Genomic DNA, 25,372 nt, shown 5'->3' with positions numbered 1-25,372 from the left:
GCATGAGCCGTTGTGGCGATTCAATTGTAAGCGAAGAGGGGCTTTACGCCGCCGCGACGCCCGACGTCACCGAAGCGGTCGCGCCAGCTTCCTGCGGGTCGCGCAACACGTAACCGCGGCCCCACACCGTCTCGATGTAGTGCTCGCCGCCCGTGGCCGCCGCCAGCTTCTTGCGCAGCTTGCAGATGAACACGTCGATGATCTTGAGTTCCGGCTCGTCCATGCCGCCATAGAGATGGTTCAGGAACATCTCTTTCGTCAGCGTCGTGCCTTTGCGGAGCGAGAGCAGCTCCAGCATTTGGTATTCTTTGCCCGTCAGGTGGACGCGCTGACCGGTGACTTCGACCGTCTTGGCGTCGAGGTTCACGGTGATGTCGCCCGTTCTGATGACGGAATGAGCGTGCCCCTTCGAGCGGCGGACGATCGCGTTGATGCGGGCGATCAGTTCGTCCTTGTTGAAGGGCTTGGTCATGTAATCGTCGGCGCCGTAGCCGAGGCCGCGGACCTTCGTGTCGATGTCGGCCGTGCCCGAAAGGATCAGGATCGGGGTGTTCACCCGCGCCACGCGCAGCTGCTTCAGCACCTCGTACCCGTGCATGTCGGGCAGCGTCAGGTCGAGCACGATGATGTCGTAATCATAGAGCTTGCCGAGGTCGATGCCTTCCTCGCCAAGATCCGTTGAGTAGATGTTGAAGCCTTCGGACTTGAGCATCAGCTCAATGCCCTGCGCCGTCGCGCTATCGTCTTCAATCAACAAGACTCGCATTACATGCTCCCCGTCGGCGCAACATCTCGGCAACGTTAATCCACAGAATCGTTCCGACCCGTGATTAAAGTGTTAACGGCGGTAAGATTTCTTACCTGCGCGCTTGCCTTGTTTGTTTACGCCTGCCCTCAGCGATTTCCGTTAATACGTGTGAATCAGTGTTCGCGCGTGCGAGCAAGAGTCACAAACGGACTAGAACACATTTTTAACCGCGACGTTTTGAATCGGCTCGCGAACGAGCCGCGCCGCGCAAGCGCAGCGCGTTAGGTTTTGGTTCACCATAAAAATGCAGAAGGTGTGAGGAAACTTACGGGCGCGATGCCAACACTTCTCTCTCGCATCACTGCAGACATCGACGCGCTCGATCCGCGCCGCTTCGAAGGGCGCGTGACAGGCTTGTCAGGCTTCCTGGTCGAAGCCACCGGGCCGCAAGAAGCGCTTGCACTCGGCGCGCGCGCGACGATTCACGGATCACAAGTTACGCGCGGCGAAATCGTCGGCTTCCGTGGCGATCGCGCTTTGCTCGCGCCGTACGATTCGATCGAAGCCATTCGCCCGGGCGCGCGCGTCACGCTTGAAGGCTCGGCGCCGATGGTGCGCCCGTCGCGCGCTTGGCTCGGACGCGTCATCGATTGCTTCGGTCAGCCTGTGGATGGGGCGGGGCCATTACCGCAAGGCCTGAAGCCGCGCCTCGTCCGCGCCGCGCCGCCATCCGCCCATGATCGCGCCCGCGTTGGCGACCGGCTCGACGTCGGCGTGCGTGCGCTCAATATGTTCGCCGCCCTTTGCCGGGGGCAGCGCATGGGCGTGTTCGCGGGCTCCGGCGTCGGCAAATCGGTGCTGATGTCGATGCTGGCGCGCGGCGCCAAAGCGGACGTCATCGTCATCGGCCTGGTCGGCGAGCGCGGCCGCGAAGTGAAGGAATTCATCGAGGACACGCTGGGCGAGGAGGGACGCGCGCGCTCCGTCGTCGTTGTTGCGACCTCGGACGAAGCCGCCGCCCGCCGTCGCTTGGCGCCGCACATGGCCTGCGCCGTCGCCGAACATTTCCGCGATGAAGGCCTGGACGTGTTGCTGCTTGTCGATTCCGTGACGCGTCTCGCCATGGCCCAGCGCGAGATTGGCCTCTCCGTCGGCGAGCCGCCGACGACCAAAGGCTACACGCCGTCTGTCTTCGCCGAATTGCCCAAACTGCTCGAACGCGCCGGCCCCGGCCACGAAGGGGAGAGCGGCTCGATCACCGCGCTCTTCACTGTGCTGGTCGATGGCGACGATCACAACGAACCGATCGCTGACGCCGTGCGCGGCATTCTCGATGGCCACATCGTCATGGAGCGCTCGATCGCCGAGCGCGGCCGGTATCCGGCGATCAATGTACTGAAGAGCATCTCGCGCCTCATGCCGATGTGCCACACCGACGAGGAGAACGCGCTGCTGGCGCGCGCGCGCGCCTCGCTGTCGCTCTACGAAGAAATGGAAGAACTGATCCGCATCGGGGCCTACAAGCCCGGCGCGGACGCTGACGTCGATGAAGCGGTGCGCGTGCGCCCGGCGCTGGAGCGTTTGCTTAGCCAAGGCCGTCACGAGCAAACCAGCTTTGACGAGAGTTTCGCGATGCTAGCTGAGGCGCTGCAATGAAGGCTTTCCGCACCCTCCTGAAGCTCGCGCAGCGCGATCTCGACACATTGCAGCGCGCGCTCGCCGATCAGATGTCGCGGCTGCGCGATTGCGAAGAGCGCATGCTTGGTCACGAGCAGACTTTACGCGCCGAACAACAGCTCGCCATGCTCGATTACGATTCCGCGCGCGCTTACAGCGGTTTCGCCGTGCTCGCCGCTCAGCGCCGCCGTGCGCTCGAAGCCGAGCGCGTCGTCATCAACGAAGAAATCGAGCGTCTGCGCACATTGATTGCCGAAGCGCACGTCGAAGCCCGAAAATTCGAACGCCTGATCGAGCTCGAAGAGAAGCGCCAAAAGCTCACGCAGGAGAAGCGCGAGTCCGCGGAGCTGGATGAGTTTGCGACAATGCGGGCGGCGCGCGGTGAACGGCAGTAAGGGAGTAGGGTGGTACGGCGGTAAGCAACCCTATTGCCCTACTGCCTTACTCCCATATTGTCTTACCCAGCGTTCAGCGTCTCAACCACGCGGATCACATCTTCATACGCCTGGCTTTGTGGATGGCGGATCGGCAGCGGCGTTTGAGCGCGGATCGAATCTGGCACGCGCGGATCGCGGGTGATCGCGCCCGCGAATTTCGGCTTGAAGCCCAGATATTCGTTACAAGCCAGAGCGAACTGGTCGAAGACCTTCTTGCCCTTCATCCGGTTCTCGGCCTGGTTCACCACAACCCACGGCACGATCTGCGAGCCTTGCAGGCGCATCACTTTGATCATGGCGTAGGCGTCCGTCAGCGCCGTCGGCTCTTCGTTCGTCACCAGGATCATCTTGTCCGCGGCGCGCGCGAAGCGCAGCACGGTCGGGTCGATGCCGGCGGCGAGATCGAGAATGATGCGGTCATAATGCGCCGAGATATCGTGCAGCTTCAGCGCATTGGCGATGCGCGCGACTTCCTCAATCTTGGTTGCGCCCAATTCGCCTGTGCCCGAGCGGCCGGCGATCAGATCGAAGCCGCCATTGCGGCCCGGCCCGCCCAAAACCGGCGTCACCGCCGCGTTGAGCTCATGGAAACCGCGAATGACGGAAGCGAGGTCGTGCTGCGCGCGAATGCCGAGCTGCACGTCGACATTGGCCAAGCCCAAATCGCAATCGACCAGCAGCGAGCGATGCCCCGCGCGGCCAAAAGCGATCGAGAGCATGGTCGACAGCCACGTCTTGCCGACGCCGCCCTTACCCGAAGCGACGGCGTAAATCGGCGCTGCGCGCGTGCGCGGCAGCGGCGTTTCGGACATGGCGGTTGCGCCGGTCATGCCTCGATATGAGCCGATAAGAGTTCACTTACCGTTAGCGCGGCCAGTCCTTTTGGTTAACGCGCGCTTAATTGCGAGTAATACAGCAGCTCAGACTTGGCCCATCGCCTTCAAGCGCACCTTGGCGTGCACTTCACCTTGGCCGAGCACCGCCGTCGACGGGCGAAAGCGTTCGATCAGCGAGCGCACGAACGGGCGAATGCTGGGGGAGGTGAGCAGCACCGGTGTTTCGCCGGCCTTGGCCGCACGTTCGAACGCCGAGCGCACATCGGCCACGAAATCGTGCAGCTTCGAGGGCGGCAGCGCGAGCTGACGGCTCTGGCCTTCGCCCACCACAGATTCCGAAAAGGTCTGCTCCCAGGTCGGCGACAGTGAAATGATCGGCAACGAGCCGTCCGCATTGCGGTGCTGGTAGCAAATCTGGCGCGCGAGGCGGCCCCGCACGTGCTCGGTGATGAGCACCAGGTCGTGCATCGCCGGCGCCGCCTCGGCGATCGCTTCCACGATGGCGCCGAGATCGCGGATGGAGACGCGCTCCTTCAACAGGTTTTGCAGAATGCGCTGCACGCCCGACCACGAGATGTGCGCCGGCGCGACATCGTCGAGCAATTGCTGGGTGTCTTTCGGCAGGTCCTTGATCAGCTTTTTCACTTCCGAGAAGGTCAGCAGCTCGCTCATGTGCTCCTTGATGATCTCGGTCAGGTGGGTCGCGAGCACGGTCGCTGGATCGACCACGGTGTAGCCGCGGAAGCTGGCTTCCTCCCGCGCGCGCTCATCGATCCATACCGCGTCCAGGCCGAACGCCGGTTCCTTCACCTTGTCGCCAGGAATGGCGATTCCGGCGCCAGTCGGATCCATCGCCAACAAGCCGCCCATCTTGAGCTTGCCTTCGCCCGCGTCCATTTCGCGAATGCGGATCTGATAGCGATCCGCCGCGAGCTGCACATTATCCAAGATGCGCACGCTCGGCATCACGAAGCCGTATTCCTGCGCCAGCGTCTTGCGCAACGCCTTGATCTGATCGGTGAGACGGCGGCCCTGCACGTCATTGATCAGCGGCAGCAGGGAGAATCCGAGCTCGATGCGCACGTCATCCATCGCCAGCGACGCTTGCGGCGTTTCTTCAACCGGCGCGGCGTCCGCCGGCGACGCGGCCGCCACAGCTGCGGCCTCCGCGGTCACCCGACTGGCTTCGCGCAAGCGCCACGCCAACAAGCCAGATGCGAACGCGAGGACCCAGAATGGAATGATGGGCATGCCGGGCAGCACGCCCATCGCGAACGCGCACGCCGAAACTACGCCCAGCACGACCGGGTAGGAGGCGAGTTGCTTCACCAGCGCCTTGTCCGCCGCGCCATCGACGCCGGCCTTGGTCACCAGCAAGCCTGCCGCAACCGAGATGATCAGCGCCGGGATTTGCGACACCAAGCCGTCGCCTACGGTCAACAATGTGTAGGTGCGGCCGGCTTCGGCGAAATCCATGCCATGCGACACGACGCCGATAATGATGCCGCCGATGATGTTGATGAACACGATCAGCAAGCCCGCGATCGCGTCGCCGCGTACGAACTTCGAGGCGCCGTCCATGGCCCCGAAGAATGCGCTTTCGTCTTCCAGCGCCTTGCGTCGTTCGCGCGCCTGCTGATCATTGATCAAGCCGGCGGAGAGGTCGGCGTCGATCGCCATCTGCTTGCCGGGCATCGCGTCCAAGGTGAAGCGCGCCGCAACCTCGGCGATCCGCGTCGAACCCTTGGTGATGACAACGAAGTTTACGATCACGAGGATCGCAAACACGATGACGCCGATCACGAACTCGCCGCCCATGACGAAGCTCGCGAAGGCCGCGATCACTTCGCCCGCCGCGTGCTCACCCGTCTGGCCATTGCCGAGAATGAGACGCGTGGTCGCCACATTGAGCGCAAGTCGCAGCAATGTCGTCAGCAGCAGCACGGCCGGAAAGGCGGTGAACTCAAGCGGCTTCTTGATCATCAGCGCCGTCATCAGCACGAGGATCGACGTCGTAATCGAGATCGCCAACAGGAAGTCGAGCAGGAGCGGCGGCAGCGGCACCAGCATGATCGCCAGAATGCCGAGCACGCCCACGGCAAGCGCGATCTCGCCGCGCAAGACGAAGCCGCGCAGAACGTCGAATGAGAGTGCCTGTCCCTGGGGCTGCGCCGCGTCAGTCATTTAATTGTGTTTCTCTTTAAGCAGCTTGACCGGTCGGCGGCGGCGGGATGCGTACGCCTTCGTCCGAATATTGCTTCAGTTTGTTGCGCAGCGTGCGGATCGAAATCCCCAGGATGTGCGCCGCGTGTGTGCGATTGCCGAGGCAGTGCGTCAGCGTCTCCAGGATCAAATCCTGCTCCACTTCCGCCACCGTGCGGCCCACCAAATGTCGCGCCGCTTCCTGCGCCGCCTCGATTGCCGCGCCGGTCGCATCGCGGGCGCCCACGGGCGCGCCATCCGGGGCGCGGATCGCATCGGCGCCGACATCCTCGCTGTTCGCCAACAGCACGGCGCGGTGCATCGCGTTTTCCAGCTCCCGCACATTGCCAGGCCACGAATGCGCCTGCACCTGCGCGAGCGCCTCCTTGGACAAGCGCCGGGCAGGGCGGCCATTCGCGCGCGCATATTTGTCGATGAAGAATTGCGACAGCGCCGCCGCATCGTCCTTACGCTCGCGGAGCGGTGGAATGCGCAGGTTCACGACGTTTAGGCGATAGAGCAGGTCTTCGCGGAATTCGCCGCTGCGCACCATTTGACCCATGTCGCGGTTCGACGTCGCCAACACACGAATATTCACCGGCACCGGCTTGGAGCCGCCGACGCGGTCAATCACGCGCTCCTGCAGCGCGCGCAGCAGCTTCGATTGCAGCCGCAAATCCATTTCCGAGATTTCGTCCAGCAGCAGCGTCCCGCCATCTGCTTCCTCGAATTTGCCGATGCGCCGGGCCACCGCCCCCGTGAACGCGCCCTTCTCGTGTCCGAACAATTCGCTTTCCAGCAATTGCTCGGGAATCGCGGCGCAATTCACTGCGATGAACGGCTTGTCCTTGCGCTTCGACTTCTTGTGGACGTAACGCGCAATCACTTCCTTGCCGACGCCGCTTTCGCCGGTGATCATGATCGAGGCGTCCGAGCCCGCGATCTGATCGGCAAGCGCAATCACCTGCTTCATCGCCGCGTCTTCGACGATCATCGGCTTATCATCGTCGCACACCGCCGCAAGCACCGCCGCGATCAGCTCCGCGTCGGGCGGAAGCGAGATATATTCGCGCGCGCCTTGGCGAATTGCGCGCGCCGCCATCATCGGATCGACGCCGACGCCTGCCGCCACCACCGGCACAACGATGTGCTCTGCCTCGTTCGCCGCGATCAGTGCCGCAATGTCGAGCCGCGCATCGACCATCAACAGATCGGCGCCTTTGCCCGCGCGCAAGGCATTCGTCGCTTGCTCGATCGTATCGACGTGCGCGACCTTGGCGCCATGCTTCATGGCGATCTGTGTGGCGGCGGAGATTTGTCCTCCGAGCGGGCCAACGATCAGCAAACGCATACTCATTCTCCTCGAGACGCCGCGCTCTAGGCGGCGTCGCCGTCCTTGATGATTTCCGTCATGGTCACGCCGAGGCGATCATCGACGACGACAACTTCGCCGCGCGCCACGAGGCGATTGTTGACGTAAATGTCGATGGCTTCGCCGACCTTGCGGTCGAGTTCGATAACCGAGCCGCGCGCCAGCCGGAGCAGGGAAGCGACTTCCATGTTTGCGCGCCCGAGCACGGCTTGGACATTCACGGGCACGTCATATACGGCGGCCAAATCCGAGGCGGTGCGCTCGCCGCCTTCCACGGCCGTCTCCATCGGCGTCGGCGTGAACTCATCGAGCTTCAGGTCACTCATGTTTTCCTCACGAATGCGTCGTCGGCGCCGCGAGCGCGGCTTCGATCAGATCTTCAATGCGCTTGGCGGCGTCTTCCGGATTCATGCTGATGATGCCGTCGGACCAATCGATGCTCACCTCGCCGGCGCGCATGCCGGGCTGGGCGCGCACCAGGATCACGCCGCCATAGCCGTGCTGATCCGCCATCGCTTCGATCCGCGCCTTCAGCGTTTCGCACGCCTCCGGCGCCAGTTTCACCACGAGCCGGGGATGATGACGCAGCGTGTCCATCACGGCTTCCACCGCCACGGCGGCGCGCTCCACGCCATAGGCGTCCAGCGCTGCGCCGGCGATCTTGCGCGCCGCCGCCAAGGCAACGCGCGCCGCTTCCTCGCGCATCGCGCGGCTTTCGGCTTCGAGCTGGGTGATGAGTGTGCTGGCTTTCTCCGCCAGCGCCTGCAACGCGGCGGCGCTTTGCCGTTCCGCCGCCGCCAAGGCATCGTCGGCGCCGCGCTTATAGGCGGCCTTGCGCTCGGCCTCGACCTCATCGAGTTCGAACTTCTTCGGCGCCGTGTTGACGATGCCGCCGTCCGGCGTGAATTCGGTCTCGAAGGCGTATTTGCGGATGTTGCTCATCAATAGATCAACTCGTCTTCGGCCTTGCCGTCGGACAGGACGATCTCGCCGCGCGCCGCGAGGTCCTTGGCGATCGCCACCATGCGGGTTTGCGCGGCGTCGACGTCCTTCAAGCGCACGGGCCCCATGCCGGCCATTTCTTCTTTCAGAATCTTGCCGCCGCGTTCGGACATGTTCGAGAAGAAGAGGCTCCGTAGCGAGTCCGAGGCGCCCTTCAGCGCAAGCGCCAAATCGCTCTTGTCGACGGTGCGCAGCAGCGTCTGCACGCCGCCCGAATCCAGTTTGCTCAAATCTTCGAACACGAACATCAGCGCGCGGATGCGGTCGGCGGACTCGCGGTTTTTTTCCTCCAGGGAGCCAATGAACCGCGCTTCCGTGGCGCGATCGAAATTGTTGAAAATCTCGGCCATCATCTCGTGGCTGTCGCGCTTGGAGGTGCGCGCCAGGTTCGACATGAATTCTGTTCGCAGCGTGAGTTCGATCTTCTCCAGAATTTCGCGCTGCACCGGCTCCATCGCCAACATGCGCTGCACGCATTCCGAAGCAAAATCCTCCGGCAATTCCGCCAAGACCTTGGCGGCGTGGTCTGGCCGCACCTTCGCCAGGACGACCGCGACCGTTTGCGGATATTCGTTCTTCAAGTACGCAGCCAGAACCGTCTCGTTGACGTTGGCGAGCTTGTCCCAAATGTTGCGGCCGGCGGGGCCGCGAATTTCCTCCATCAGCGCATCGACTTTTTCCTTCGGCAAGAAAGCCTGAAGCATGCGCTGCGTCTGCTCATACGAGCCCATCAGAGCGCCCGAGCCGGACATCTTGGTCACGAACTCGACAACCAGCGCTTCCACTGTCGCAGCCGGCACCAAGCCCAGCGACGACATTGCCTGCGAGACCTCCTTGATCTCGTCCTCTTCGAGCATCTCCCACAGCGGCTTGGCGGCTTCGCCAAGGCACATCAGCACGATCGCGGCCTTCTCCGCGCCACTATAGCGGGAGATGTCCGACTTCTCGGAAGCTTTGGCGGCGTCGGCCGCGCTCGGTTTCGCCACAGCGTTCATCGGTTACAACGCATTGTTCAGCCAGCCGCGGATGATCTGAACGGATTCATCAGGGTGCTTCTCGACCACGTCCGCCACCTTCTTGACGGAGGAAGCGCGGACGCGACCTTGGATTTGCGCGATATCGATAGCGTCGTCGAATTCCTCCGCCGGCGGCGCGGGCAGGGCCGCCGCCGCGCCGGCCGGCCCTGGCAGGGAGGGAATAGCGCCAGCCGGCGCCGCCGCCGCGTTTTGGCCGCCGCGCATCAGCCCGGTGATGAGCGGACGCAACACGAAGAAGACGAAGGCGAGCGAGGCCATCAGAGCCGCGCCGAGCTCGACAATGCGCATCGTGTCGAAATTGTCGAAGAAGCCCGGCTCGGCGTTTTCGCCGCCTATCGGCATGCGCGCAAACTGCGTATTGACGACCTCCACCACGTCGCCGCGCTCGGCGTTGAAGCCCACGGCCGAGCGCACCAAGGCCTGCAAACGTTGCATCTCTTCTTCCGAGCGCGGCGCGTAGGCCGGCTCGGCCCCGTCCGCGCCCGGCGTCGTCACGCCGTCCACCGCCACTGCTACCGAAAGGCGGCGAATGCGGCCGCCTTCGCTCACTTCCGTGCGCGTCGTGCGCGAGATCTCATAGTTGACCGTTTCCTGGCTTGACGAGCTTGTATCCTCGGAGCCGCCGCCATTGCCGGCATTGTTCGGGTCCGGCACGTTGGCGCCTGCGGTCGCGGCTTGGGCACGCGCGCCGTTCGCCGAGGTTTCTTCTGTCGTGGAGGTCGAGCGCACCACCCGGCCTTCCGGGTCGAACCGCTCCGACGTCTCACTGACGCGGTTGAAGTCCATTTCCGCGGTGACCTGCACGCGTGCATTGCCTTGACCGACAACGCCTTCAACGATGTCCGTCACGGTGCGGCGGATGCGCTCTTCCATCGCCGTCTGCCGAGAATCGATGCCTTCGGCGACTGCGCCTTCTTCGGTCTGGGCCGCGGCGAGCAGGCGGCCCGTCTCATCCACAATGGTGACGCGACTGGTCGTCAGGCCAGGCGTTGCGCTCGCCACCAAATTACGGATCGCGCGCACTTGGTTCGGCGTCAGCTCATCGCGACGCAGGCGCAGGACAATCGAAGCCGAAGGCTGCTCAGCATCGCGCGAGAACAATTGGCGCTCGGGCAGCACCAGGTGGACGCGCGCCGAGGCGATGCCGTCGAGCGAGCCAATTGTGCGGGCGAGCTCGCCTTCGAGCGCGCGCAGGCGATTGATGTTTTGCTGGAACTGGGTCTGGCCCAGCGCGTCCGGTTCGTCGAAAATCTCGTACCCGATCGATCCCTGGGAGGGCAGACCCTCGGCCGAGAGCATCATCCGCGCTTCCAGCACGCGCGAGCGCGCCACGAAGATCGATGAGCCGTCGCCGCGCAACTCGTAAGGAATCTCGGCGGCTTCCAGGCGTTGCGTGATCTCGGCCGCTTCGCGCATTTCCACGCCCGAGAACAAGAGCGCCTTTTCCTCGCCGCCCATGCGCACCACGAGCGTGAAGATCAAGGCGGCGGCCACGGCCGTGATGCCGAGCGCCGCGATCAAGCGCGTCGGTCCTGCCTTTAGAATCAGATCGAGTAATCCGTTCACGCCCCAGCCTCGTCCCGCAAACACGCGCGAAATGGCCCCCAAATCAGGTGGGCAAATCTCGCCGGTCGGCAGAAATTGCCCATCGGGACGTGAAGCAATCGTTAACCACGATGTTGACGCGCAAAGGCCCCCGCCGGTGAGGGTGGGGGCCTTGTAAAAGCGTAGCTTTGAGCGGCGCCGAAGGCGCGGCGCGTTATTGAGACGGCGCGCCGCGATAGTGCTGGATGCGCGTCGTCCGCAGGCCAGGCAGGCCGTGCTTCTCGATCGACTTGCGCCAGCCGTCGAACTCTTCTTCCGAAAGGCCGTAGCGCGCGCACGCGTCCTCAAGCGTCAACAGACCGCCGCGCACGGCGGCGACCACTTCAGCCTTGCGACGGATCACCCAACGCGTGGTGCCCGGCGGCGGCAGGTCGTCCAAAGTGAGCGGGTTCCCATCAGGACCCATCACCATCCCATCATAGCGGCGTTGCTTCTGCATAGCGCCTTTCTCCTTGTTTCTTCCGCACCACCATAGATCGGATGGGCTAAGAAACGACTAAGACCAGACGTAAAATCTGATAAGGCGCGTGTCCTAAATTAGTACACGGATTCTCTTACTCGTTTCTTACCTCCAATCCTTCAGTTTTAGCGCTTCACCATCAGGAGTTCTTCAAGCATTTGGTCGGCCGTGGTGATGATGCGCGACGCTGCTGAATAAGCGCGCTGCGTGGTGATCAGGTTCGTGAATTCCTGCGCGAGGTCGACGTTGGACGCCTCCAACGCGCCCGACACGATGCGGCCCGCGCCGCCCGCGTTCGCGGCGTTGATATTGTAAAGACCAGAATCCAGCGTGGTGCGGAACGCGCCGCCTTGATCCGGCGCCAGGCCGTTCGGATTGACGAACGTGGCAAGGGGGATCTGATAGAGCGCGCGCGCCCGCCCGTTCGAGAATTGCGCCGTCAGGAAGCCGTCGCCTTCGAGAATGAGGCCGACCAGATCGCCCGGCGGCACGCCGTCGACGTTCACCGAGGTGATGCCGAAACTCTTGGCGTTTTGCGCTACGCCATCGAGGTCGAGCGTCAGGTCTTGCGGCGCGGCGCCGGTCGTGGCGGCCCAGTTGATGGTAAAGTTCTGCAAGCCGGCCGACACCGTGTTCACCGTGCCGTCGGTATTATAAGTCACGGTGCCGGAGCCGAGCAGACCGCCGGTGGCCGCGCCGCCCGTGATGTTCGTGTCAGGGCGGGCATAAACTTCGCACTGCCACGTATTCGGACCTGTCTTCAGAAAGCCGAACGAAATGGTGCGCGGCGCGCCGAGCGAGTCATAGACTTCAAGCGAGCTTTCAAAATGCGCCGTCACGTTGCCGAGCGCGAGATCGCCCGCAACATAGGCGCCGCCATAAGCAGTCTGATCCGAATTCAAGTTGGCGCTAACGCGCACGTTCGCGGACGCTTCCGCCAATCCGCCAACGCCGGAGATGTTGATCGGCTCGATCGCAGAGAGCGAGGTGGGCGAGGAGACCACGGTGCCGTCGCTATTCACGGGCCAGCCCTGCAGATAGAGGCCCTGCGCGTTGACCATGTAGCCGTCGGCGTCGATCGTGAACGAACCGGCGCGCGTGAACAGCACCGAGCCGCCGTTGGAGAGTTGGCTCGAGTTCGGCGAGACGATGAAAAATCCGTCGCCCGAGATCGCCAAGTCCGTGGTCGAGCGTGATTGTTCGAGCGAACCCTGCAGCGAAATCTGTTGGCGCGTCAGCGGCAGAACGCCGCCGGCGTTGTAGGTGGTGTTCGAGTTTTGCGCGTTCACCAGCGCGGAAAAATCCACGCCTGAACGCTTGTAGCCAACCGTATTCACGTTGGCGATGTTGTCGGAGATCGCGGCGAGCGCGCTTGAATTGGCGGTGAGGCCAGAGACGCCCGCGCGCAAGGCGGTATAGATAGACATAGTCCAGCTCCATCGCCGGGCGTTGCTCGCGCCGCGGCATCAAAGTTGTCGAATGGAGCGCTTCTGCGCGTGTTGTGAGCGCCGGCGTTCGGCTAGCGCTTTGGTTCAATCACCCGAGTACGGATCTGATCTTGTCGAAGGTCCGAATGCCCGATGGTGTGATGATCGAAGGTGATGTGCCCGAGAAATCTACGCCCATGATGGTTTCACGAACGCGAACAAGCGTGTCGACATCTTCGCCATCCATGCGTGCTTCGATGTCGAGCGTGTAGACGCCGTCCGCGGCGGTCTCGCCGTTGGTCTTCACGCCGTTCCAGGTAAACAGGTGTTCGCCTTCGGTGATGGGCAAATCTTCGGTCGTGTAAACAGCGCGCCCGGCGCTATCGCGCACCGTGATCTTCACGCTGTCGGCGCCGCCGTCCGGCAGCACATACGCCCAATTCGCTTCGCCGCCCGCGAGGTAGGTCTCATCGGCTTCGACGATCGCATCCTTGCCCAGATAGGAGAGCGCCGCGCTGGCGGATGCCGCCTGAAATTGTCCGACCAGCGATTCCATTTGCTGGTTGGTGCGGATCTGCTGCTCAACCTGGCTGAACTGCACCAATTGCTGCGTGAATTGCGTCGAATCCATCGGCGCGAGCGGGTCCTGGTTTTGCAGCTGCGCCGTCAACAGCGTCAGGAACGTATCGAAATTGTTCGCAAGCGACGCCGTGTCGGATGCGCTTTGCGAAGCTGTCGTCGTCGCGCCGCCGACGCCGTTATTCGCATTGATCGTGCTGAAGTCGACCATCGCTCAATCCTTACGCCATCACGTCGACGCGGACGCCGCGCCAACGCTCGAGGCCAATGGGCCGCGCCAATGGGGCGGCGGGTTCAAGGGGTTCGTCGTCGCTGCTTGAGTGGCGCGCGCTCTCGCCGTTCGCATCTTGCGCGTCTTCGCGGCTCTGGCGCAGATCGAACGAAAGCCCATTATCGGTCAGTTCGAGCCCGGCCGATTGTAGGCTCTGCTCGAGCTCCCGCGCGTGCCGCGCCAATTCCGTCAACGCCTGCGGACTGTCGGCGGCCACAACCGCCGTGACCTTGTGATCGCGCGTCACCTCAAGCCGCACCTCGACGCGGCCAAGCTCCGGCGGATCAAGCCGCAGTTCAAACTTGGTGCTGCCGCCGTCAAAGCGGCGGATGATTTCCTGCGCCACCTGCGTCGAGGCGGGTGCGGCGCGCGACACGTGATCGGCGTTCATCGCCTGCGTTTGCGCCGCTGCGTGCGCGGTCGCCGCGCTCAGCGCGTTGACCGGCGCTGTCGCGCTCATGCTCTCTGGCGCGGCGCTCGCGGCGAGCGCGGGGGCGACGTCGGCTGCGACGGGCTGCGTCGCCGGCGCGCGCTCCACGTTCGCTTTCGCTTCGCCGCGCGGCGCGGATTTCTCAAGGGCCGCCGCGAATCGTTCTTGCACCGACGCATCGTCTGGCGCCGCGTGCGGCGCCACGCGCTCAACCGGCGCATCCGTTGCGAGCGGGCGCGGTGCGGCGTTCGGTGCGGGTGCGGCCGGCTGCGCCGCCTCGCCATCAATCACGATTGGCGCGACCTCAGCGGCGTCGCTCGTCTCCGTGTTCGCCTTGGCGTGGCTTGGCTGCGGCGCCGCGACTGGCGCCGTGACCACGTTGGGCGGCGGCGTCACACTGGCTGGCGCGGCGCGCGCCACGTCAGTTACCGGCGGCGGCGTCTCGGTCGGCGCCGCGTCAGCCGCTTTCGCCGCCGCTTCCACGGCCATATGCGGCGTGGCGCTCTTGTCCTGTGGCTTCGTCTCGGGCGTCGGCGCGTCCGCCTTCACATGATTTTGCGGCTTGGTGTGCGACGCGGGCGGCGTGTTGGCGTCAGCAACAGACGCATCAGCCTCCGGCGCCGCATTCTGAGCGGGCGGCGTAATCGGCGTCGGCGGCAGCTCCGGCGCCGCGTCAGGCGCCGGAGCTTGCACCGGCGCGGCGCTCTCCGCCGTGTTCTCTACCGGCAGCGCATCGTTCGCGATCAATTGCACCAACACCGGCGACGCAATCGGCGTCGGCGTGGGCGCGGGGTGTTGGACGGGTTGCGGCGCTGCATCGGCGTTTTGCTCGGAGGAGGGCGCGTCCGTCGCCGCCTCTGCCGGCGCCACGTTGCTCTCTTCCGATGGTTCCGCGCCAGCTGTGGGCGCGTTCGACGAGGCGACCGGCGGCGCGACAGGCTCTTCGGTCTCCGCCGCCAGATGATCGCCAAAGCTCGGCTCATCGCCACGCGCGGCTTGTGGTGCGGGTGCGCTCTTCGCGGCCGCCGGTTTCGACGGCGGCGGTGCGCTCACAAGAGCCTCGGCGGCGTAGCTCATAAATCCCCCAAGCCGCACGCAACGCGGCTCGTGGTTCAGAGCAAACCTCGGGCCACAGCGTTTACCATAAGAAAATCCAGCAAAAACAGTTCACTAGGTGACGGCGCGCCGCCTGGCCGCGTCGTCCCTAGGCAGAAACGACCTGGACCAGCCGGCAAGTCCTGCCGGCCCTTAACCCTGGCCCCATCCTTGCGATGAGTCTCTGGAACCACCGCGCACGGGCGCTGCCCGCGCGTCGGCGATGACGGAGAAAAGCGTGTTACATCAACCGCTTGCCAGCGCCTCAGCAGCGCTCTTGGGGCCATCGGCCGGTCGGCAAAATCGACCGGGCGCCGGGCGCTTTCTGCCGGGCGCGCCGTCATGAGCCTGTCCGCCATTCTCACGACCGGCCTTTCCGGTCTGCGCGCCTCGCAAACGGCGATGGGCGTGGTTTCGCAGAACATCGCCAACGTCAACACGCCCGGCTACGTCCGCGCCGAAGTCAATTACACGCCGCTTGTCATTCCTGGCGGCAATGGCGGCGTGCAGGTCGAGTCCGTCACCCGTGCGGCCGATCAGTTTCTTTCAACCGCGAGCTATATCGCCGCCGCCAGTCAGGCGAGCGCAGCCGCGCGCGCTGACCTATTGGGCCGCGCGCAGGAAGCATGGGGCGACCCGAACGGCGAAGCCTCGATGTTCGCGCAGCTCGACAATTTCTGGGCGGCGCTCGACCAGCTCGGTCTCGATTCGTCATCAGCCCTGCGCCGCGGCGACGCCATCTCGTCGCTGCAGGCGATGTTCTCGGAAGTGAACCGCATCGGCGAGACGATTCAGTCGCTTATCGTCGAAGCGGATCAGCGCATCGCCGATGGCGTCGATGAAGCGCAGAATCTGATGAACCGCATCGCCGAACTCAATCAGGAGATCAGGCTCAACAAAACCACCGGCGCCGATGTCACCGCCGCCGAGAACGCGCAATCGTCGCTGATCGACAATTTGTCCAAATTGATGGAAGTCCGGGTCACGCAGCAGGACAATGGCGGCGTTATTGTCCGCACGAGCGGCGGCGCATTGCTGGTCGGCGCGGAGGCCGCGACGCTGCAATATCAACCAAACGACGCCAATTTCGCCACCCACGGCGTCATCATTATCAATCCGCAGCTCGGTTCGAACACCAATCTGGAACCGATGCTGATGGGCGGCGAAATCCGCGGTCTGATCCAAGCGCGCGACATTGATCTGCCGGCGCTCGCCGAAGCGCTTGGCGGTTTCGCCGCCGAGTTGGGGGATGCGCTGAACGAAGCGCATAACGACAACACGTCCGCGCCGGCGCCTTCAAGTCTCGTCGGCCGCCAGACTGGACTGATCGGCACGGATTCGCTCGGCTTTACCGGCAACGCCATCATCGGCATCACCGATCCGCAAGGTTATCTCTCGCAGCGCCTGACGATCGACTTCGACACGGGCATGATCACAGGTGAAAATCCGGCGGCCGGCTACAGTTTCGCCGCTGGCGACGTCAACGCTTTCGCCACGGCGCTGAACAACGCGCTCGCCGCCGCGACCCCTGCCGGGTCGGCCAGCTTCAGCGGCGGCGTGCTGCGCATGAACGTCAACAATGGCGGCGGCGTCTCGATCCAGCAGGACCCTGCCGATCCAGCCGACCGCGCCGGCCGCGGCTTTTCCCACTTCTTCGGCCTGAACGACCTCGTCTCGCGTTCGACGCCAATGTTCTTCGAACATGGCATCCCGGGCGGGGACACGCACGGCTTTGGCGCCGGCGGCGAGATCACTTATCAGGTGCGCGATGCGCTCGGCCGCATCACCGGCACGCGCACGATTGCCATCGCCGGTCCGCTCGCCGCGCCCGGCGCGACGTGGAACGATCTCGTATCCGAACTCAACGCCGCGGGCGCCGCCGGCCTCGGCGACTACGGCGCCTTCAGCCAAGATCCCGCCACGGGAAAAATCTCTTTCTCGTCGAACGAAGGCTACACTGTCGAATTGCTCAACGATTCTACGCAGCGCGGCGACACCGGCATGTCGTTCACGGCGCTGAATGGGCTTTCCGGCGCCTCCACTATGTCGCGTGGCATCGACATCCAGGTGTCGCAGCGCATCGCCACCAACCCGATCTTGCTCGCGGTCGGCAAGCCGGACATGACTGTCGATGTCGGCAACCGTCTCATCGAAGCCAGCGACAATCGCGGCGCCGCGTCTCTGCTGGCTATGCGCGACACGCCGCGCAGCTTCGGCGCCAACGGCGTGCTCACCGCGCAAACCACGACGCTTGCGAACTTCGCTGCGCGCCTGGGCGGTGAGGCTGGACGCATGTCCTCCGACGCGGACCGGGCCTACACGGCCGCCACGGCCGTGTTCAACGCCGCCAACGATCGCCGCGGTCAGGTCGAAGGCGTCAACATGGATGACGAGCTCATGAAGATGACCGTCTATCAGAATTCCTACGCCGCATCCGCGCGCGTGATCCAAGCCGCGACTGAAATGCTCGACGTCTTGATCGCGCTGGGCGCACGCTAACGGAAGAGAAGGCTCATGAGCGCCGTTACTCTCGCATTCATCAACCAGTCCATGTCGGACCTACGTCGCCTGACGGACCAGTTGACTGACTTGAACCGGCAGATGTCGACCGGCGCCAAGCATCACGACCTGAAGGGCTATGGAGGCGCGTCCAGCCGTTTGCTCTCCGCGCGCACCTTGCTCACGCAATCAGATTCCCGCGCCTCCACGCTGGAACAGATGCAAGCGCGCTTCGGCGTGCAGGGCTCAGCGCTCGGCCAAGTCGCCGACGCCGCCACCTTGCTCTCGCAATCGATCCGAGAGGCGATCAGCGCCAATGACGGGCGCGGCATCATCACCGAGCTCGAACTATCCTTCGCCAGTGTCGTGCAGGCGTTGAATGAAACCTGGAACGGCCAGCCCATGTTCGCTGGCGAACGCCAAGGCCTTGGCCCGATTAAGATCCAAACCCTTGAGCAATTGAAGACGGCGATTACGCCTGCGGCGCTGTTCGACGAAGCCGCCCGACATCAGGTCATTGATCTCGGCACCGGTTCGCCGATCATCGTCTCGGCCAAGGCGTCGGAGCTCTCTCAGCCCTTGTTCGACACGCTGCGCGAGCTGAAAAACCTGCTCGACGATCACGGCGGCACGATCGGCCAGCCGATTTCCCTGGAGCAGCAAAACGCGTTGCAGCAGATTGCCGAAGGCCTCACCGCCCACGCCTCGCAATTCACCAACGAGCAAGCGCGCAACGGCCAAATCCAGAAGCGCTTCGAAGTGGAGACCATCCGCCTTCAAGAGCGCTCCGATCTCATCAAAAAGGAGATTGGCGAGCAGGCCGACGCCGATGGCGGCGAGGTCGCGATGCGGCTCTCGACCCTCAGTCTACAATACGAAGCTGCAGCAAAAACCTTCGCGGAGCTTTCAAGGCTCTCGCTCTTGGATTATCTCTAAGCCTTCGCTCCGGGCCTTGAACCCGGTGGGGAAGGGTAAAATGAATAACACCGTATCGGACCGCCGGCTTCCAGCCGGCCCAACGCCTGCTGGCGTCCCTCTGAATTCCCTGGGCTTCGCCAAGCCGCCGTCGCAAACCCGCGTCGTCGCCGCCATGTCCGGCGGCGTGGACTCGTCCGTGGTTGCAGCAATGCTGAAGCGTGAAGGCTACGACGTCATCGGCGTCACGCTCCAGCTCTACGATCATGGCGCCGCCATCAACAAAGCCGGCTCCTGCTGCGCAGGGCAGGACATCCACGACGCCCGCCGCGTCGCAGATGCCATCGGCATCCCGCATTACGTGCTCGATTATGAAAGCCGTTTCCGCAATGCGGTGATGGAAGATTTCGCCGACACCTATCTCGCGGGCGCCACCCCGATCCCCTGCGTGCGCTGCAATCAAACCGTGAAGTTCGCGGACTTAAAGCGCGTCGCCGAAGACCTCGGCGCCGATTGCTTGGCCACCGGCCATTATGTGCAACGCATTGACGGCCAAGCCGGCCCAGAACTGCATCGCGCCGCCGACGCCAGCCGCGATCAAACCTATTTCCTGTTCGCCACCACGCGCGCGCAGCTCGATTATCTGCGCTTTCCGCTCGGCGGCCTGCCGAAAACACAAGTACGCGAACTCGCCGCCGAGCTTGGGCTCCGCGTTGCCGAAAAGCCGGACAGTCAAGACATCTGCTTCGTGCCCAACGGCAAGTACCAAGCCGTGGTCGAAAAGCTGCGTCCTGGCGCGATCGAACCCGGCGAGATCGTCCACGTCGACGGGCGCGTGATGGGCACGCATAACGGCGTGATCAATTTCACTGTCGGCCAACGCCGAGGCCTGGGCGTCGCCACTGGCGAGCCGCTCTTCGTCGTCAAGCTCGACGCGCCCAACAAGCGCGTCATCGTCGGCCCACGCGAAGCGCTCGGCGTCACCCGCATCGCGTTGAAAGAAGTGAATTGGATCGGCGAGCATGTCGCGTCCGATGAAGAATTGAACGGTCGCGAAATCCTAGTCCGTGTCCGCTCCACCCGCGAACCCATGCCAGCAACGCTCCGCATATCTTCCCGCGCGCGCGGGGGAAGTGTCATGACCCCGGACTCGATCCGGGGGATTGACGAAGGGGGGCCCCGCAAAACGACTTTGATCTCAACCGTGGCGCCGCAAGAAACCTCCGCGCCGCGTTGGCACGTTGACCTAGCGACGCCCGAAGAGGGCGTTGCGCCGGGCCAAGCCGCCGTGTTCTATGATCCACAAACCTCGCGCGTCCTCGGCGGCGGCTGGATCATGGCGACGGAGACCAAGTGAGCCTCGACGACGAAGCCCGTGCGCTCCTCACCGAAGTGATGACGCCCAAACGCCGCGCGCGCGTGCGTCTCGCTGAACCACTGCGCGAGGCGCAAAGCTTTGAGATCGATACGCCCGCCGGCAAGATCGCCGCGTGGCGCCTGGGCGAGGGACCGGCTGTGCTCTGCGTGCATGGCTGGCAAGACGACAACGCGCTCTGGTCGCCGCTCATTCAAGCGCTCAACGAACTCGGCATCGCCACGGTCGCGCTCGATCTCCCCGGTCACGGTCATTCGCAAGGCGATCAATGCACGCCGATCGGCGCCGCCGCCGCGATCCAAGCCATCGCCGCGCAACTCGGCCCCATCGATAGCGTGGTCACGCATTCGTTCGGCGGCCCCGCCACCTCGATCGCCATCAGCAACGGTCTCAACGTGCGTCGCGCCGTGCTGATCGCTTCGCCGCGCGGGCGTAACAAGCGCTGGTTTCACATCGCCGAAGAGCGCGGCATCTCCGAAGACGTGGTCGAACGCGCGCGCGAACTCTACGCCGCCGATGTCGGCGAAGCCCAAGCCAAATTCGATCTCGCCGAAATCGCCAAAGGCTTCAAAGCCGAAGCGCTCATCCTGCACTCGCTCGATGACGACGCCGTCGAATGGGACAACGCCCAAGCCATCGCCGATGCCTGGCCCGGCTCCGAACTCGTCCTCTGCGACGGCCTAGGCCACCGCATGATCGCCCAAGACCGCGCCATCATCGACCGCGTCGTTCAGTTCGTGGCCTAAACTGGCAGCGTCTCCGTCGCCCGCAACACCCGCTCCACATCGCGCGGCGACACAATCTCCGCCGCCTCCGCCTGCGCGCGTTTCCAGCACGCAAACGCAGCCTTCACCTTCGCGCGGCCCTCACGCGTCAAGCGCACGCGCTTTACGCGGCCATTCTCCGCGTCCGGAAAAATCTCCAACCAGCCCAGCTCTTCCAGCGGCCGCAACGTGCGCGACAACGTCGACAGCGAAAGCTCACGCTTCTCCGCCAGCCGCGACATCGTCAGTTCCGGCTCTTCCGCGCTCGCCACCAGCATGCCGAATTGCGACATGGTCACGCCACTCTCGGCCATGCGCGCCTCGTAGAGCGCCAACAGCCGCTTCGTCGCCATACGCATGCGCAGATAAAGGCATGGCGCGGCCTCATCAGCGCTGATGCGTGGTGTCAGCAATGGTTCGGCCTGTCGTTTCGGCATCTTGACGATCGCGTGTCCCGGTTCTAAGTCCACAATACTTGTATATACAACCAAGGCAAGTCCAGATGGCCGATACGGAACAATTCGACCCGCAGGCCGCCGCTCAGCGGCTCATGAGCATGACCGGCCTTGAGGCCATGCAGCTCCTCGTCAAAGGCCAACACGGCGCGCCCTCCATCGCCAAGACGCTCGGTTTCACGCTCGCAGAAGTGGAAGAGGGCAAGGCCGTTTTCATCGGCGAACCGAGCGACCGCGTCTTGAACCCGCTCGGCATCGTCCACGGCGGCTTCGCGCTCACCTTGATCGATAGCTGCACCGGCTGCGCCGCGCACACGACGCTGCCGGCGGGCGTCGGCTACACCACGATCGAAACCAAAGTGAATTTCGTCCGGGCCATCACGCCTGCCACCGGTCCCGTTCGCGCCGAAGGTCGCGTTGTGGCGCGTGGTCGCACCATTATCACCGCCGAGGGAACGCTGACGGATTCCAAAGGCAAATTGTTGGCGCACGGCACCTCGACGCTTATGGTGCTGCGTCCAGAAGCGCGCGGCTGAACGCCCGCGACGGAAAAGAGGAAATCATGAGCGAAGATATCGTCATCGTTGGTATGGCCCGCACGCCGATGGGCGGGCTCTTGGGCGATCTCGCCAATCTCGCCGCACCCGACCTAGGCGCGATCGCCGTGAAAGCCGCCATCGCCGAAGCCGGCACGAACGGCGCCGATCAAATCTTCATGGGCAATGTGCTCAGCGCAGGCCTTGGCCAAGCGCCGGCGCGCCAAGCCGCGCTCAAAGCCGGTCTCGCGCAAAGCACCGAAGCCGTCACGCTCAACAAGATGTGCGGCTCGGGCCTGCAAGCTGTCGCCATGGCGCGCCAAGCGCTGCTCGCGGGTGAAGCCAATTCCGTCATCGCTGGCGGTATGGAAAGTATGACGCGCGCGCCGTTCCTGATGGCCAAACACCGCGGCGGCCAAAAGTATGGCCACGACAAACTCTTCGACCACATGGCGCTCGACGGCCTCGAGGACGCGTACGAAGGCCTCGCCATGGGCGTCTATGCCGACGCGACCGCCAAGGACTACCAATTTTCCCGTGAATCGCAGGATGCCTACGCGCTCGAAACGCTGCGTCGCGCGCAAAGCGCCACCGCCGAGGGCCGCTTCAAGCGCGAAATCGCGCCGATCGAATTGAAGAGCGGCAATATCGATGCCGACGAACTCCCGCGCAAAGCCCGCCCGGATAAAATCCCGTCGCTCAAACCCGCCTTCACGCCGGACGGCACCGTCACGGCCGCCAACGCCTCGGCCATCTCCGACGGCGCCGCGGCCCTCGTGCTGATGCGCAAATCCGACGCCGAGAAGCAGGGTAAGAAAATCATCGCTCGCATCGTCGCGCAAAGCTCGCACGCGCACGAGCCGGCCAAGTTCACCACCGCGCCTGTGCCCGCGATCCAAAAAGCACTCGCCCGCGCCGGCTGGAAAACCAGCGACGTCGATCTCTGGGAAATCAACGAAGCCTTCGCCATCGTGCCTATGATCGCGATGAAAGAGCTCGGCATCAGCCACGACATTATCAACGTCAACGGCGGCGCCTGCGCCTTGGGCCACCCGATCGGCGCGTCCGGCGCGCGCATCCTCGTCACCCTGCTCGCCGCGATGGAAGCGCAAAACGCCAAACGTGGCGTCGCCTCGCTCTGCATCGGCGGCGGCGAAGGCATCGCCCTCGCGGTGGAGCGTAACTAAGCCGAACGCGGCGCGGGCAGGGCTTACGAAGCCAGAGTCCGCGCCGCGATCACGGCCATGGACGCCAGCCCAATCGCGCAAAGTTTCTCCGCGCCGTCCTTGACGACAAAACAGCGCGCCTCGACCACCGTGATCGTCGAGCCCGCCTTCACCACTTCGGCGCGGCACAGCAAGCGCGCGCCCAAAGCCGGCGCCACGAAATTCACTTTATACTCCGCCGTCAGCAGCGATTGCCCTTCACGCAACGTCGTGCCCGCCGCGGCCGCCGTCGCATTGTCGATCAGAAATCCAACCGAGCCGCCGTGAAAGAAGCCATGCTGCTGCGCGACTTCCTTGCGAAAATCCATCGCCAACGTCACGCGCCCGGCCTCGACCTCAAGGATTTCACACCCCATATGCGCAAAGAGTCCTTGCGCATGGAGTTCGCGCGTAATCAGCGTGCGCGCGAGTTCAGGCAGCTCCGCCATGTTCGTCTCCTAAAATGCGGCGACGAGGTCTGGCGAAGCGCCGCCGCGTAAGTCAATATTGCCGCTAGGAGGGGCCGATCATGCCTCAATGGTTTGCGGTGGTTTTTGTCTGTGCTCTGGCGTTCGCCAATCCCTACGCCGTAGCGGAGGCGCAAACGCCGGAACAGCAGATTGAACTGAGCCGTGTCGAACGCGTCGGCCACGACATCTACGAACACGATCGCGCCGCTTGGCTCGGCACTGACGCGTTGCGGGAGGAATTGGGCGACGAAGTCGGTCTCAGATTGCGCGGGTGGATCACAGAGCGCGACGGCGACGCGGTGATTGTTACGTTCGTGAGTGGGCCCGATTCGGGGCCCCGCGCCCTCTATCGCGCCACGCTGCGCGGCGACGTCTTGACTGCCAGCGGAGTTGCTGACGCACCACTCACCGACGCTCAAACGCGACTTTTTCACGCCAGGCAAACGGCTATGGCGTCTCCATTCGCGCCCTGCTCGCCAAACTACAATACCGTGGTCATCCCCGCCGTCGGCGGTGAGTTCGCCGACGTCTACTTACTCCCTGGTACAACGGATGCGAATGTTGTCCCCGTCGGGGGCGCCTATAGAGTGCGCGTGAACCTGGCGACAACGGAGATCATCGAGACGCAAGCGTTCAGCCGCTCGTGCCTCGTTTTGCCGTTCGAGCGCGCCGCCGTCGGCATGTTCATGACACACCTCGCGACCCCGCTGCCGACCGAAACGCATGTGTTCATAAATCTCTCTTTCGGGAAGGCGCTCTTTATTGGTATTGGCGCTGAAGTGTGGAGCATTGAAAACGGGCGAATTCGGCTGGTGCGGCCATGAACGACGAACGCGTCCCCGCTCACTTCCGCGAACAAGCTGGCTTCTGCCTCGAATATGGCTCGCCGTTCACCAGCGATCTCATCCATCGCATGGCCGATGATTACGAAGCCAACGGCCCGACCGCACGCATCATCGGCGAGTGGCCCACCAACCCGCGCGCCGATGCGCTCGCACTGCGTCTCACCGGTGCGCTACACTCAGTCTCGCTCACCCAGCGCGATCCCGCGCTCCACGCACTCTACCCCGCGCAAAACCCCGCTTGGCGCATGGACGAGATTTGGCCTGTCGCGCGCACGTTCTTCGAACGCGAACGCGCCTGGGTGCAGGATTTTATAAAATCGGCGCCGCAGACCAACGAAACCCGCCGCGCCATCGCGCTGCTCGCCGGCTTCCTCGCCTTCGCGCAACATTGGAAAGGCCCGATCGACACGCTCGAAATCGGCGCCAGCGCCGGCCTCAATCTCAATTGGGATCGCTTCGCCTATCGCACGCAATCCTGGTCCTGGGGGCAGGGCAGCCCGGTCGTCATCGACACCGATTGGAACGGCGCCCCGCCGCCGCTCTCGCCAATCACAATACGCAATCGCGCCGCCTGCGATCTCAATCCGCTCGACATTCGCGATGAAGCCGCGCGGCTCCAACTCAAATCCTACATCTGGCCCGATCAAGCCGATCGCCTCGCGCGCTTCGATGGCGCTGTTGCACTCGCGCTCGAACACGACACGCGCGTCGATCGCGCCGACGCCGCCCAATGGCTCGCGCAAAAGCTCGCCACGCGCGCGCACGACGCCGCCACGATCGTCTATCATTCCGTCTTTCTACAATACCCGCCGCGCGAGGCGCGCGAAGCCATCATCAACGCCATCACCGAAGCCGGCGCGCGCGCCACATCGTCGGCGCCCATCGCCTGGGTCCGCCTCGAACCCGAAGCCGTCACCGACGGCGTGCATAACGGCCTCCGCTTCGTCGTCGACCTGCACACGTGGCCGGGCGGCCAACGCCAAATCCTCGCTTACACCGACGGCCACGTCCGCAACATCTGGAGCGCCAACTAAAGAACCCTCTCCCCGAGAGGGGAGAGGGCAGGGTGAGGGGGGAGCGCAGGTGGTCCGAAGGATTTCCGCTCTTGGCCCACAAGCGACATTGACGAC

At 64.0% G+C, this 25,372-nt stretch carries 24 protein-coding genes; 10 read left to right on the top strand and 14 right to left on the bottom strand.

From position 1 onward, the window contains the following. Positions 1–43: 43 nt before the first annotated feature. Positions 44–766, bottom strand: coding sequence for a response regulator transcription factor CtrA (ctrA, locus tag VF769_RS18225; RefSeq protein ID WP_331009859.1), 723 nt, complete (start codon positions 764–766; stop codon positions 44–46). A gap of 318 nt (positions 767–1,084) precedes the next feature. Between ctrA and fliI the strand changes: the two genes are divergently transcribed. Both fliI and VF769_RS18215 read left to right on the top strand, forming a co-directional pair. Further along, entirely contained in the window at positions 1,085–2,404 is a 1,320-nt protein-coding gene (gene fliI, locus VF769_RS18220; RefSeq protein ID WP_331009858.1) for a flagellar protein export ATPase FliI, read from the top strand. Continuing rightward, complete coding sequence (locus VF769_RS18215; RefSeq protein ID WP_331009857.1) at positions 2,401–2,820, top strand: hypothetical protein; 420 nt, start codon at positions 2,401–2,403, stop codon at positions 2,818–2,820. The genes fliI and VF769_RS18215 overlap by 4 nt, the downstream gene beginning before the upstream one ends. Before the next feature lie 62 nt (positions 2,821–2,882). On the opposite strand, the gene VF769_RS18210 is transcribed toward VF769_RS18215, so the two are convergent. From VF769_RS18210 to VF769_RS18160, 11 genes are all read right to left on the bottom strand, one after another. After that, entirely contained in the window at positions 2,883–3,692 is an 810-nt protein-coding gene (locus VF769_RS18210; protein WP_331009856.1) for an AAA family ATPase, read from the bottom strand. Positions 3,693–3,782: 90 nt separating this feature from the next. After that, positions 3,783–5,882 (bottom strand): flagellar biosynthesis protein FlhA, encoded by a 2,100-nt coding sequence (flhA, locus tag VF769_RS18205; RefSeq protein ID WP_331009855.1) that lies wholly within the window; start codon positions 5,880–5,882, stop codon positions 3,783–3,785. A 16-nt stretch (positions 5,883–5,898) separates the two neighbouring features. Further along, positions 5,899–7,251 carry a sigma-54 dependent transcriptional regulator gene (locus VF769_RS18200; protein ID WP_331009854.1) on the bottom strand — a complete coding sequence of 451 codons (1,353 nt, stop codon included), beginning with the start codon at positions 7,249–7,251 and terminating at the stop codon, positions 5,899–5,901. 26 nt (positions 7,252–7,277) lie between these two features. Continuing rightward, complete coding sequence (gene fliN, locus VF769_RS18195) at positions 7,278–7,613, bottom strand: flagellar motor switch protein FliN (protein ID WP_349258168.1); 336 nt, start codon at positions 7,611–7,613, stop codon at positions 7,278–7,280. Then, positions 7,606–8,214, bottom strand: coding sequence for a FliH/SctL family protein (locus tag VF769_RS18190; protein WP_331009852.1), 609 nt, complete (start codon positions 8,212–8,214; stop codon positions 7,606–7,608). The genes fliN and VF769_RS18190 overlap by 8 nt, the downstream gene beginning before the upstream one ends. Next, entirely contained in the window at positions 8,214–9,269 is a 1,056-nt protein-coding gene (fliG, locus tag VF769_RS18185; protein ID WP_331009851.1) for a flagellar motor switch protein FliG, read from the bottom strand. Before fliG ends, VF769_RS18190 begins: the two co-directional genes overlap by 1 nt. A 3-nt stretch (positions 9,270–9,272) precedes the next feature. Then, on the bottom strand, positions 9,273–10,877 hold the full coding sequence (fliF, locus tag VF769_RS18180; protein ID WP_331009850.1) for a flagellar basal-body MS-ring/collar protein FliF: 1,605 nt from the start codon (positions 10,875–10,877) through the stop codon (positions 9,273–9,275). Between the two features lie 193 nt (positions 10,878–11,070). After that, complete coding sequence (locus VF769_RS18175) at positions 11,071–11,355, bottom strand: DUF1153 domain-containing protein (RefSeq protein WP_331009849.1); 285 nt, start codon at positions 11,353–11,355, stop codon at positions 11,071–11,073. Positions 11,356–11,501: 146 nt separating this feature from the next. Beyond that, positions 11,502–12,803 (bottom strand): flagellar hook protein FlgE, encoded by a 1,302-nt coding sequence (flgE, locus tag VF769_RS18170; RefSeq protein WP_331009848.1) that lies wholly within the window; start codon positions 12,801–12,803, stop codon positions 11,502–11,504. A gap of 109 nt (positions 12,804–12,912) precedes the next feature. Further along, on the bottom strand, positions 12,913–13,593 hold the full coding sequence (locus VF769_RS18165; RefSeq protein WP_331009847.1) for a flagellar hook assembly protein FlgD: 681 nt from the start codon (positions 13,591–13,593) through the stop codon (positions 12,913–12,915). Between the two features lie 10 nt (positions 13,594–13,603). After that, a complete protein-coding gene (locus VF769_RS18160) occupies positions 13,604–15,160 on the bottom strand; it encodes a flagellar hook-length control protein FliK (RefSeq protein WP_331009846.1) in 1,557 nt (518 codons plus the stop codon). Between the two features lie 360 nt (positions 15,161–15,520). Between VF769_RS18160 and flgK the strand changes: the two genes are divergently transcribed. The 4 genes from flgK to VF769_RS18140 are packed head-to-tail and all read left to right on the top strand — an operon-like array spanning position 15,521 to position 20,713. After that, complete coding sequence (gene flgK, locus VF769_RS18155) at positions 15,521–17,677, top strand: flagellar hook-associated protein FlgK (RefSeq protein WP_331009845.1); 2,157 nt, start codon at positions 15,521–15,523, stop codon at positions 17,675–17,677. A 15-nt stretch (positions 17,678–17,692) separates the two neighbouring features. After that, the gene (locus tag VF769_RS18150; RefSeq protein ID WP_331009844.1) at positions 17,693–18,613 is read left to right on the top strand and encodes a flagellin; all 921 of its coding nucleotides are present in this window, start codon (positions 17,693–17,695) and stop codon (positions 18,611–18,613) included. A 40-nt stretch (positions 18,614–18,653) separates the two neighbouring features. Continuing rightward, positions 18,654–19,949 (top strand): tRNA 2-thiouridine(34) synthase MnmA, encoded by a 1,296-nt coding sequence (mnmA, locus tag VF769_RS18145; protein WP_331009843.1) that lies wholly within the window; start codon positions 18,654–18,656, stop codon positions 19,947–19,949. Beyond that, positions 19,946–20,713: an alpha/beta fold hydrolase gene (locus VF769_RS18140; RefSeq protein WP_331009842.1), complete on the top strand. Its 768-nt coding sequence runs from the start codon at positions 19,946–19,948 to the stop codon at positions 20,711–20,713. The genes mnmA and VF769_RS18140 overlap by 4 nt, the downstream gene beginning before the upstream one ends. Here VF769_RS18140 and VF769_RS18135 read toward each other — a convergent pair. Beyond that, positions 20,710–21,168 carry a MarR family winged helix-turn-helix transcriptional regulator gene (locus VF769_RS18135; RefSeq protein WP_331009841.1) on the bottom strand — a complete coding sequence of 153 codons (459 nt, stop codon included), beginning with the start codon at positions 21,166–21,168 and terminating at the stop codon, positions 20,710–20,712. The two genes, VF769_RS18140 and VF769_RS18135, sit on opposite strands and share 4 nt — an antisense overlap. Positions 21,169–21,233: 65 nt before the next feature. Here VF769_RS18135 and VF769_RS18130 point away from each other — a divergent pair, with 65 nt between their 5' ends. Together VF769_RS18130 and VF769_RS18125 are read left to right on the top strand one after the other, a co-directional pair. Continuing rightward, positions 21,234–21,722 carry a PaaI family thioesterase gene (locus tag VF769_RS18130; protein ID WP_331009840.1) on the top strand — a complete coding sequence of 163 codons (489 nt, stop codon included), beginning with the start codon at positions 21,234–21,236 and terminating at the stop codon, positions 21,720–21,722. 26 nt (positions 21,723–21,748) lie between these two features. Further along, complete coding sequence (locus VF769_RS18125) at positions 21,749–22,909, top strand: thiolase family protein (RefSeq protein ID WP_331009839.1); 1,161 nt, start codon at positions 21,749–21,751, stop codon at positions 22,907–22,909. Between the two features lie 23 nt (positions 22,910–22,932). On the opposite strand, the gene VF769_RS18120 is transcribed toward VF769_RS18125, so the two are convergent. Next, positions 22,933–23,376 carry a PaaI family thioesterase gene (locus VF769_RS18120; protein ID WP_331009838.1) on the bottom strand — a complete coding sequence of 148 codons (444 nt, stop codon included), beginning with the start codon at positions 23,374–23,376 and terminating at the stop codon, positions 22,933–22,935. A gap of 80 nt (positions 23,377–23,456) precedes the next feature. Between VF769_RS18120 and VF769_RS18115 the strand changes: the two genes are divergently transcribed. Next, the gene (locus VF769_RS18115) at positions 23,457–24,221 is read left to right on the top strand and encodes a hypothetical protein (protein ID WP_331009837.1); all 765 of its coding nucleotides are present in this window, start codon (positions 23,457–23,459) and stop codon (positions 24,219–24,221) included. After that, positions 24,218–25,276 (top strand): DUF2332 domain-containing protein, encoded by a 1,059-nt coding sequence (locus VF769_RS18110; protein WP_331009836.1) that lies wholly within the window; start codon positions 24,218–24,220, stop codon positions 25,274–25,276. Before VF769_RS18115 ends, VF769_RS18110 begins: the two co-directional genes overlap by 4 nt. Positions 25,277–25,372: the final 96 nt, after the last annotated feature.

The sequence above is a fragment of the Vitreimonas sp. genome (assembly GCF_036392335.1).
GTDB lineage: Bacteria > Pseudomonadota > Alphaproteobacteria > Caulobacterales > Aquidulcibacteraceae > Vitreimonas.
This window is presented reverse-complemented; position numbering and strand designations above follow the sequence as displayed.

Excerpts from the sequence above, each read along its gene's own strand:
- ctrA (WP_331009859.1), bottom strand. The coding sequence starts at position 766 with ATGCGAGTCTTGTTGATTGAAGACGATAGCGCGACGGCGCAGGGCATT.
- fliI (WP_331009858.1), top strand. The coding sequence starts at position 1,085 with ATGCCAACACTTCTCTCTCGCATCACTGCAGACATCGACGCGCTCGAT.
- VF769_RS18215 (WP_331009857.1), top strand. The coding sequence starts at position 2,401 with ATGAAGGCTTTCCGCACCCTCCTGAAGCTCGCGCAGCGCGATCTCGAC.
- VF769_RS18210 (WP_331009856.1), bottom strand. The coding sequence starts at position 3,692 with ATGACCGGCGCAACCGCCATGTCCGAAACGCCGCTGCCGCGCACGCGC.
- flhA (WP_331009855.1), bottom strand. The coding sequence starts at position 5,882 with ATGACTGACGCGGCGCAGCCCCAGGGACAGGCACTCTCATTCGACGTT.
- VF769_RS18200 (WP_331009854.1), bottom strand. The coding sequence starts at position 7,251 with ATGCGTTTGCTGATCGTTGGCCCGCTCGGAGGACAAATCTCCGCCGCC.
- VF769_RS18190 (WP_331009852.1), bottom strand. The coding sequence starts at position 8,214 with ATGAGCAACATCCGCAAATACGCCTTCGAGACCGAATTCACGCCGGAC.
- fliG (WP_331009851.1), bottom strand. The coding sequence starts at position 9,269 with ATGAACGCTGTGGCGAAACCGAGCGCGGCCGACGCCGCCAAAGCTTCC.
- VF769_RS18175 (WP_331009849.1), bottom strand. The coding sequence starts at position 11,355 with ATGCAGAAGCAACGCCGCTATGATGGGATGGTGATGGGTCCTGATGGG.
- flgE (WP_331009848.1), bottom strand. The coding sequence starts at position 12,803 with ATGTCTATCTATACCGCCTTGCGCGCGGGCGTCTCTGGCCTCACCGCC.
- VF769_RS18165 (WP_331009847.1), bottom strand. The coding sequence starts at position 13,593 with ATGGTCGACTTCAGCACGATCAATGCGAATAACGGCGTCGGCGGCGCG.
- VF769_RS18160 (WP_331009846.1), bottom strand. The coding sequence starts at position 15,160 with ATGAGCTACGCCGCCGAGGCTCTTGTGAGCGCACCGCCGCCGTCGAAA.
- flgK (WP_331009845.1), top strand. The coding sequence starts at position 15,521 with ATGAGCCTGTCCGCCATTCTCACGACCGGCCTTTCCGGTCTGCGCGCC.
- VF769_RS18150 (WP_331009844.1), top strand. The coding sequence starts at position 17,693 with ATGAGCGCCGTTACTCTCGCATTCATCAACCAGTCCATGTCGGACCTA.
- mnmA (WP_331009843.1), top strand. The coding sequence starts at position 18,654 with ATGAATAACACCGTATCGGACCGCCGGCTTCCAGCCGGCCCAACGCCT.
- VF769_RS18135 (WP_331009841.1), bottom strand. The coding sequence starts at position 21,168 with ATGCCGAAACGACAGGCCGAACCATTGCTGACACCACGCATCAGCGCT.
- VF769_RS18130 (WP_331009840.1), top strand. The coding sequence starts at position 21,234 with ATGGCCGATACGGAACAATTCGACCCGCAGGCCGCCGCTCAGCGGCTC.
- VF769_RS18125 (WP_331009839.1), top strand. The coding sequence starts at position 21,749 with ATGAGCGAAGATATCGTCATCGTTGGTATGGCCCGCACGCCGATGGGC.
- VF769_RS18120 (WP_331009838.1), bottom strand. The coding sequence starts at position 23,376 with ATGGCGGAGCTGCCTGAACTCGCGCGCACGCTGATTACGCGCGAACTC.
- VF769_RS18115 (WP_331009837.1), top strand. The coding sequence starts at position 23,457 with ATGCCTCAATGGTTTGCGGTGGTTTTTGTCTGTGCTCTGGCGTTCGCC.
- VF769_RS18110 (WP_331009836.1), top strand. The coding sequence starts at position 24,218 with ATGAACGACGAACGCGTCCCCGCTCACTTCCGCGAACAAGCTGGCTTC.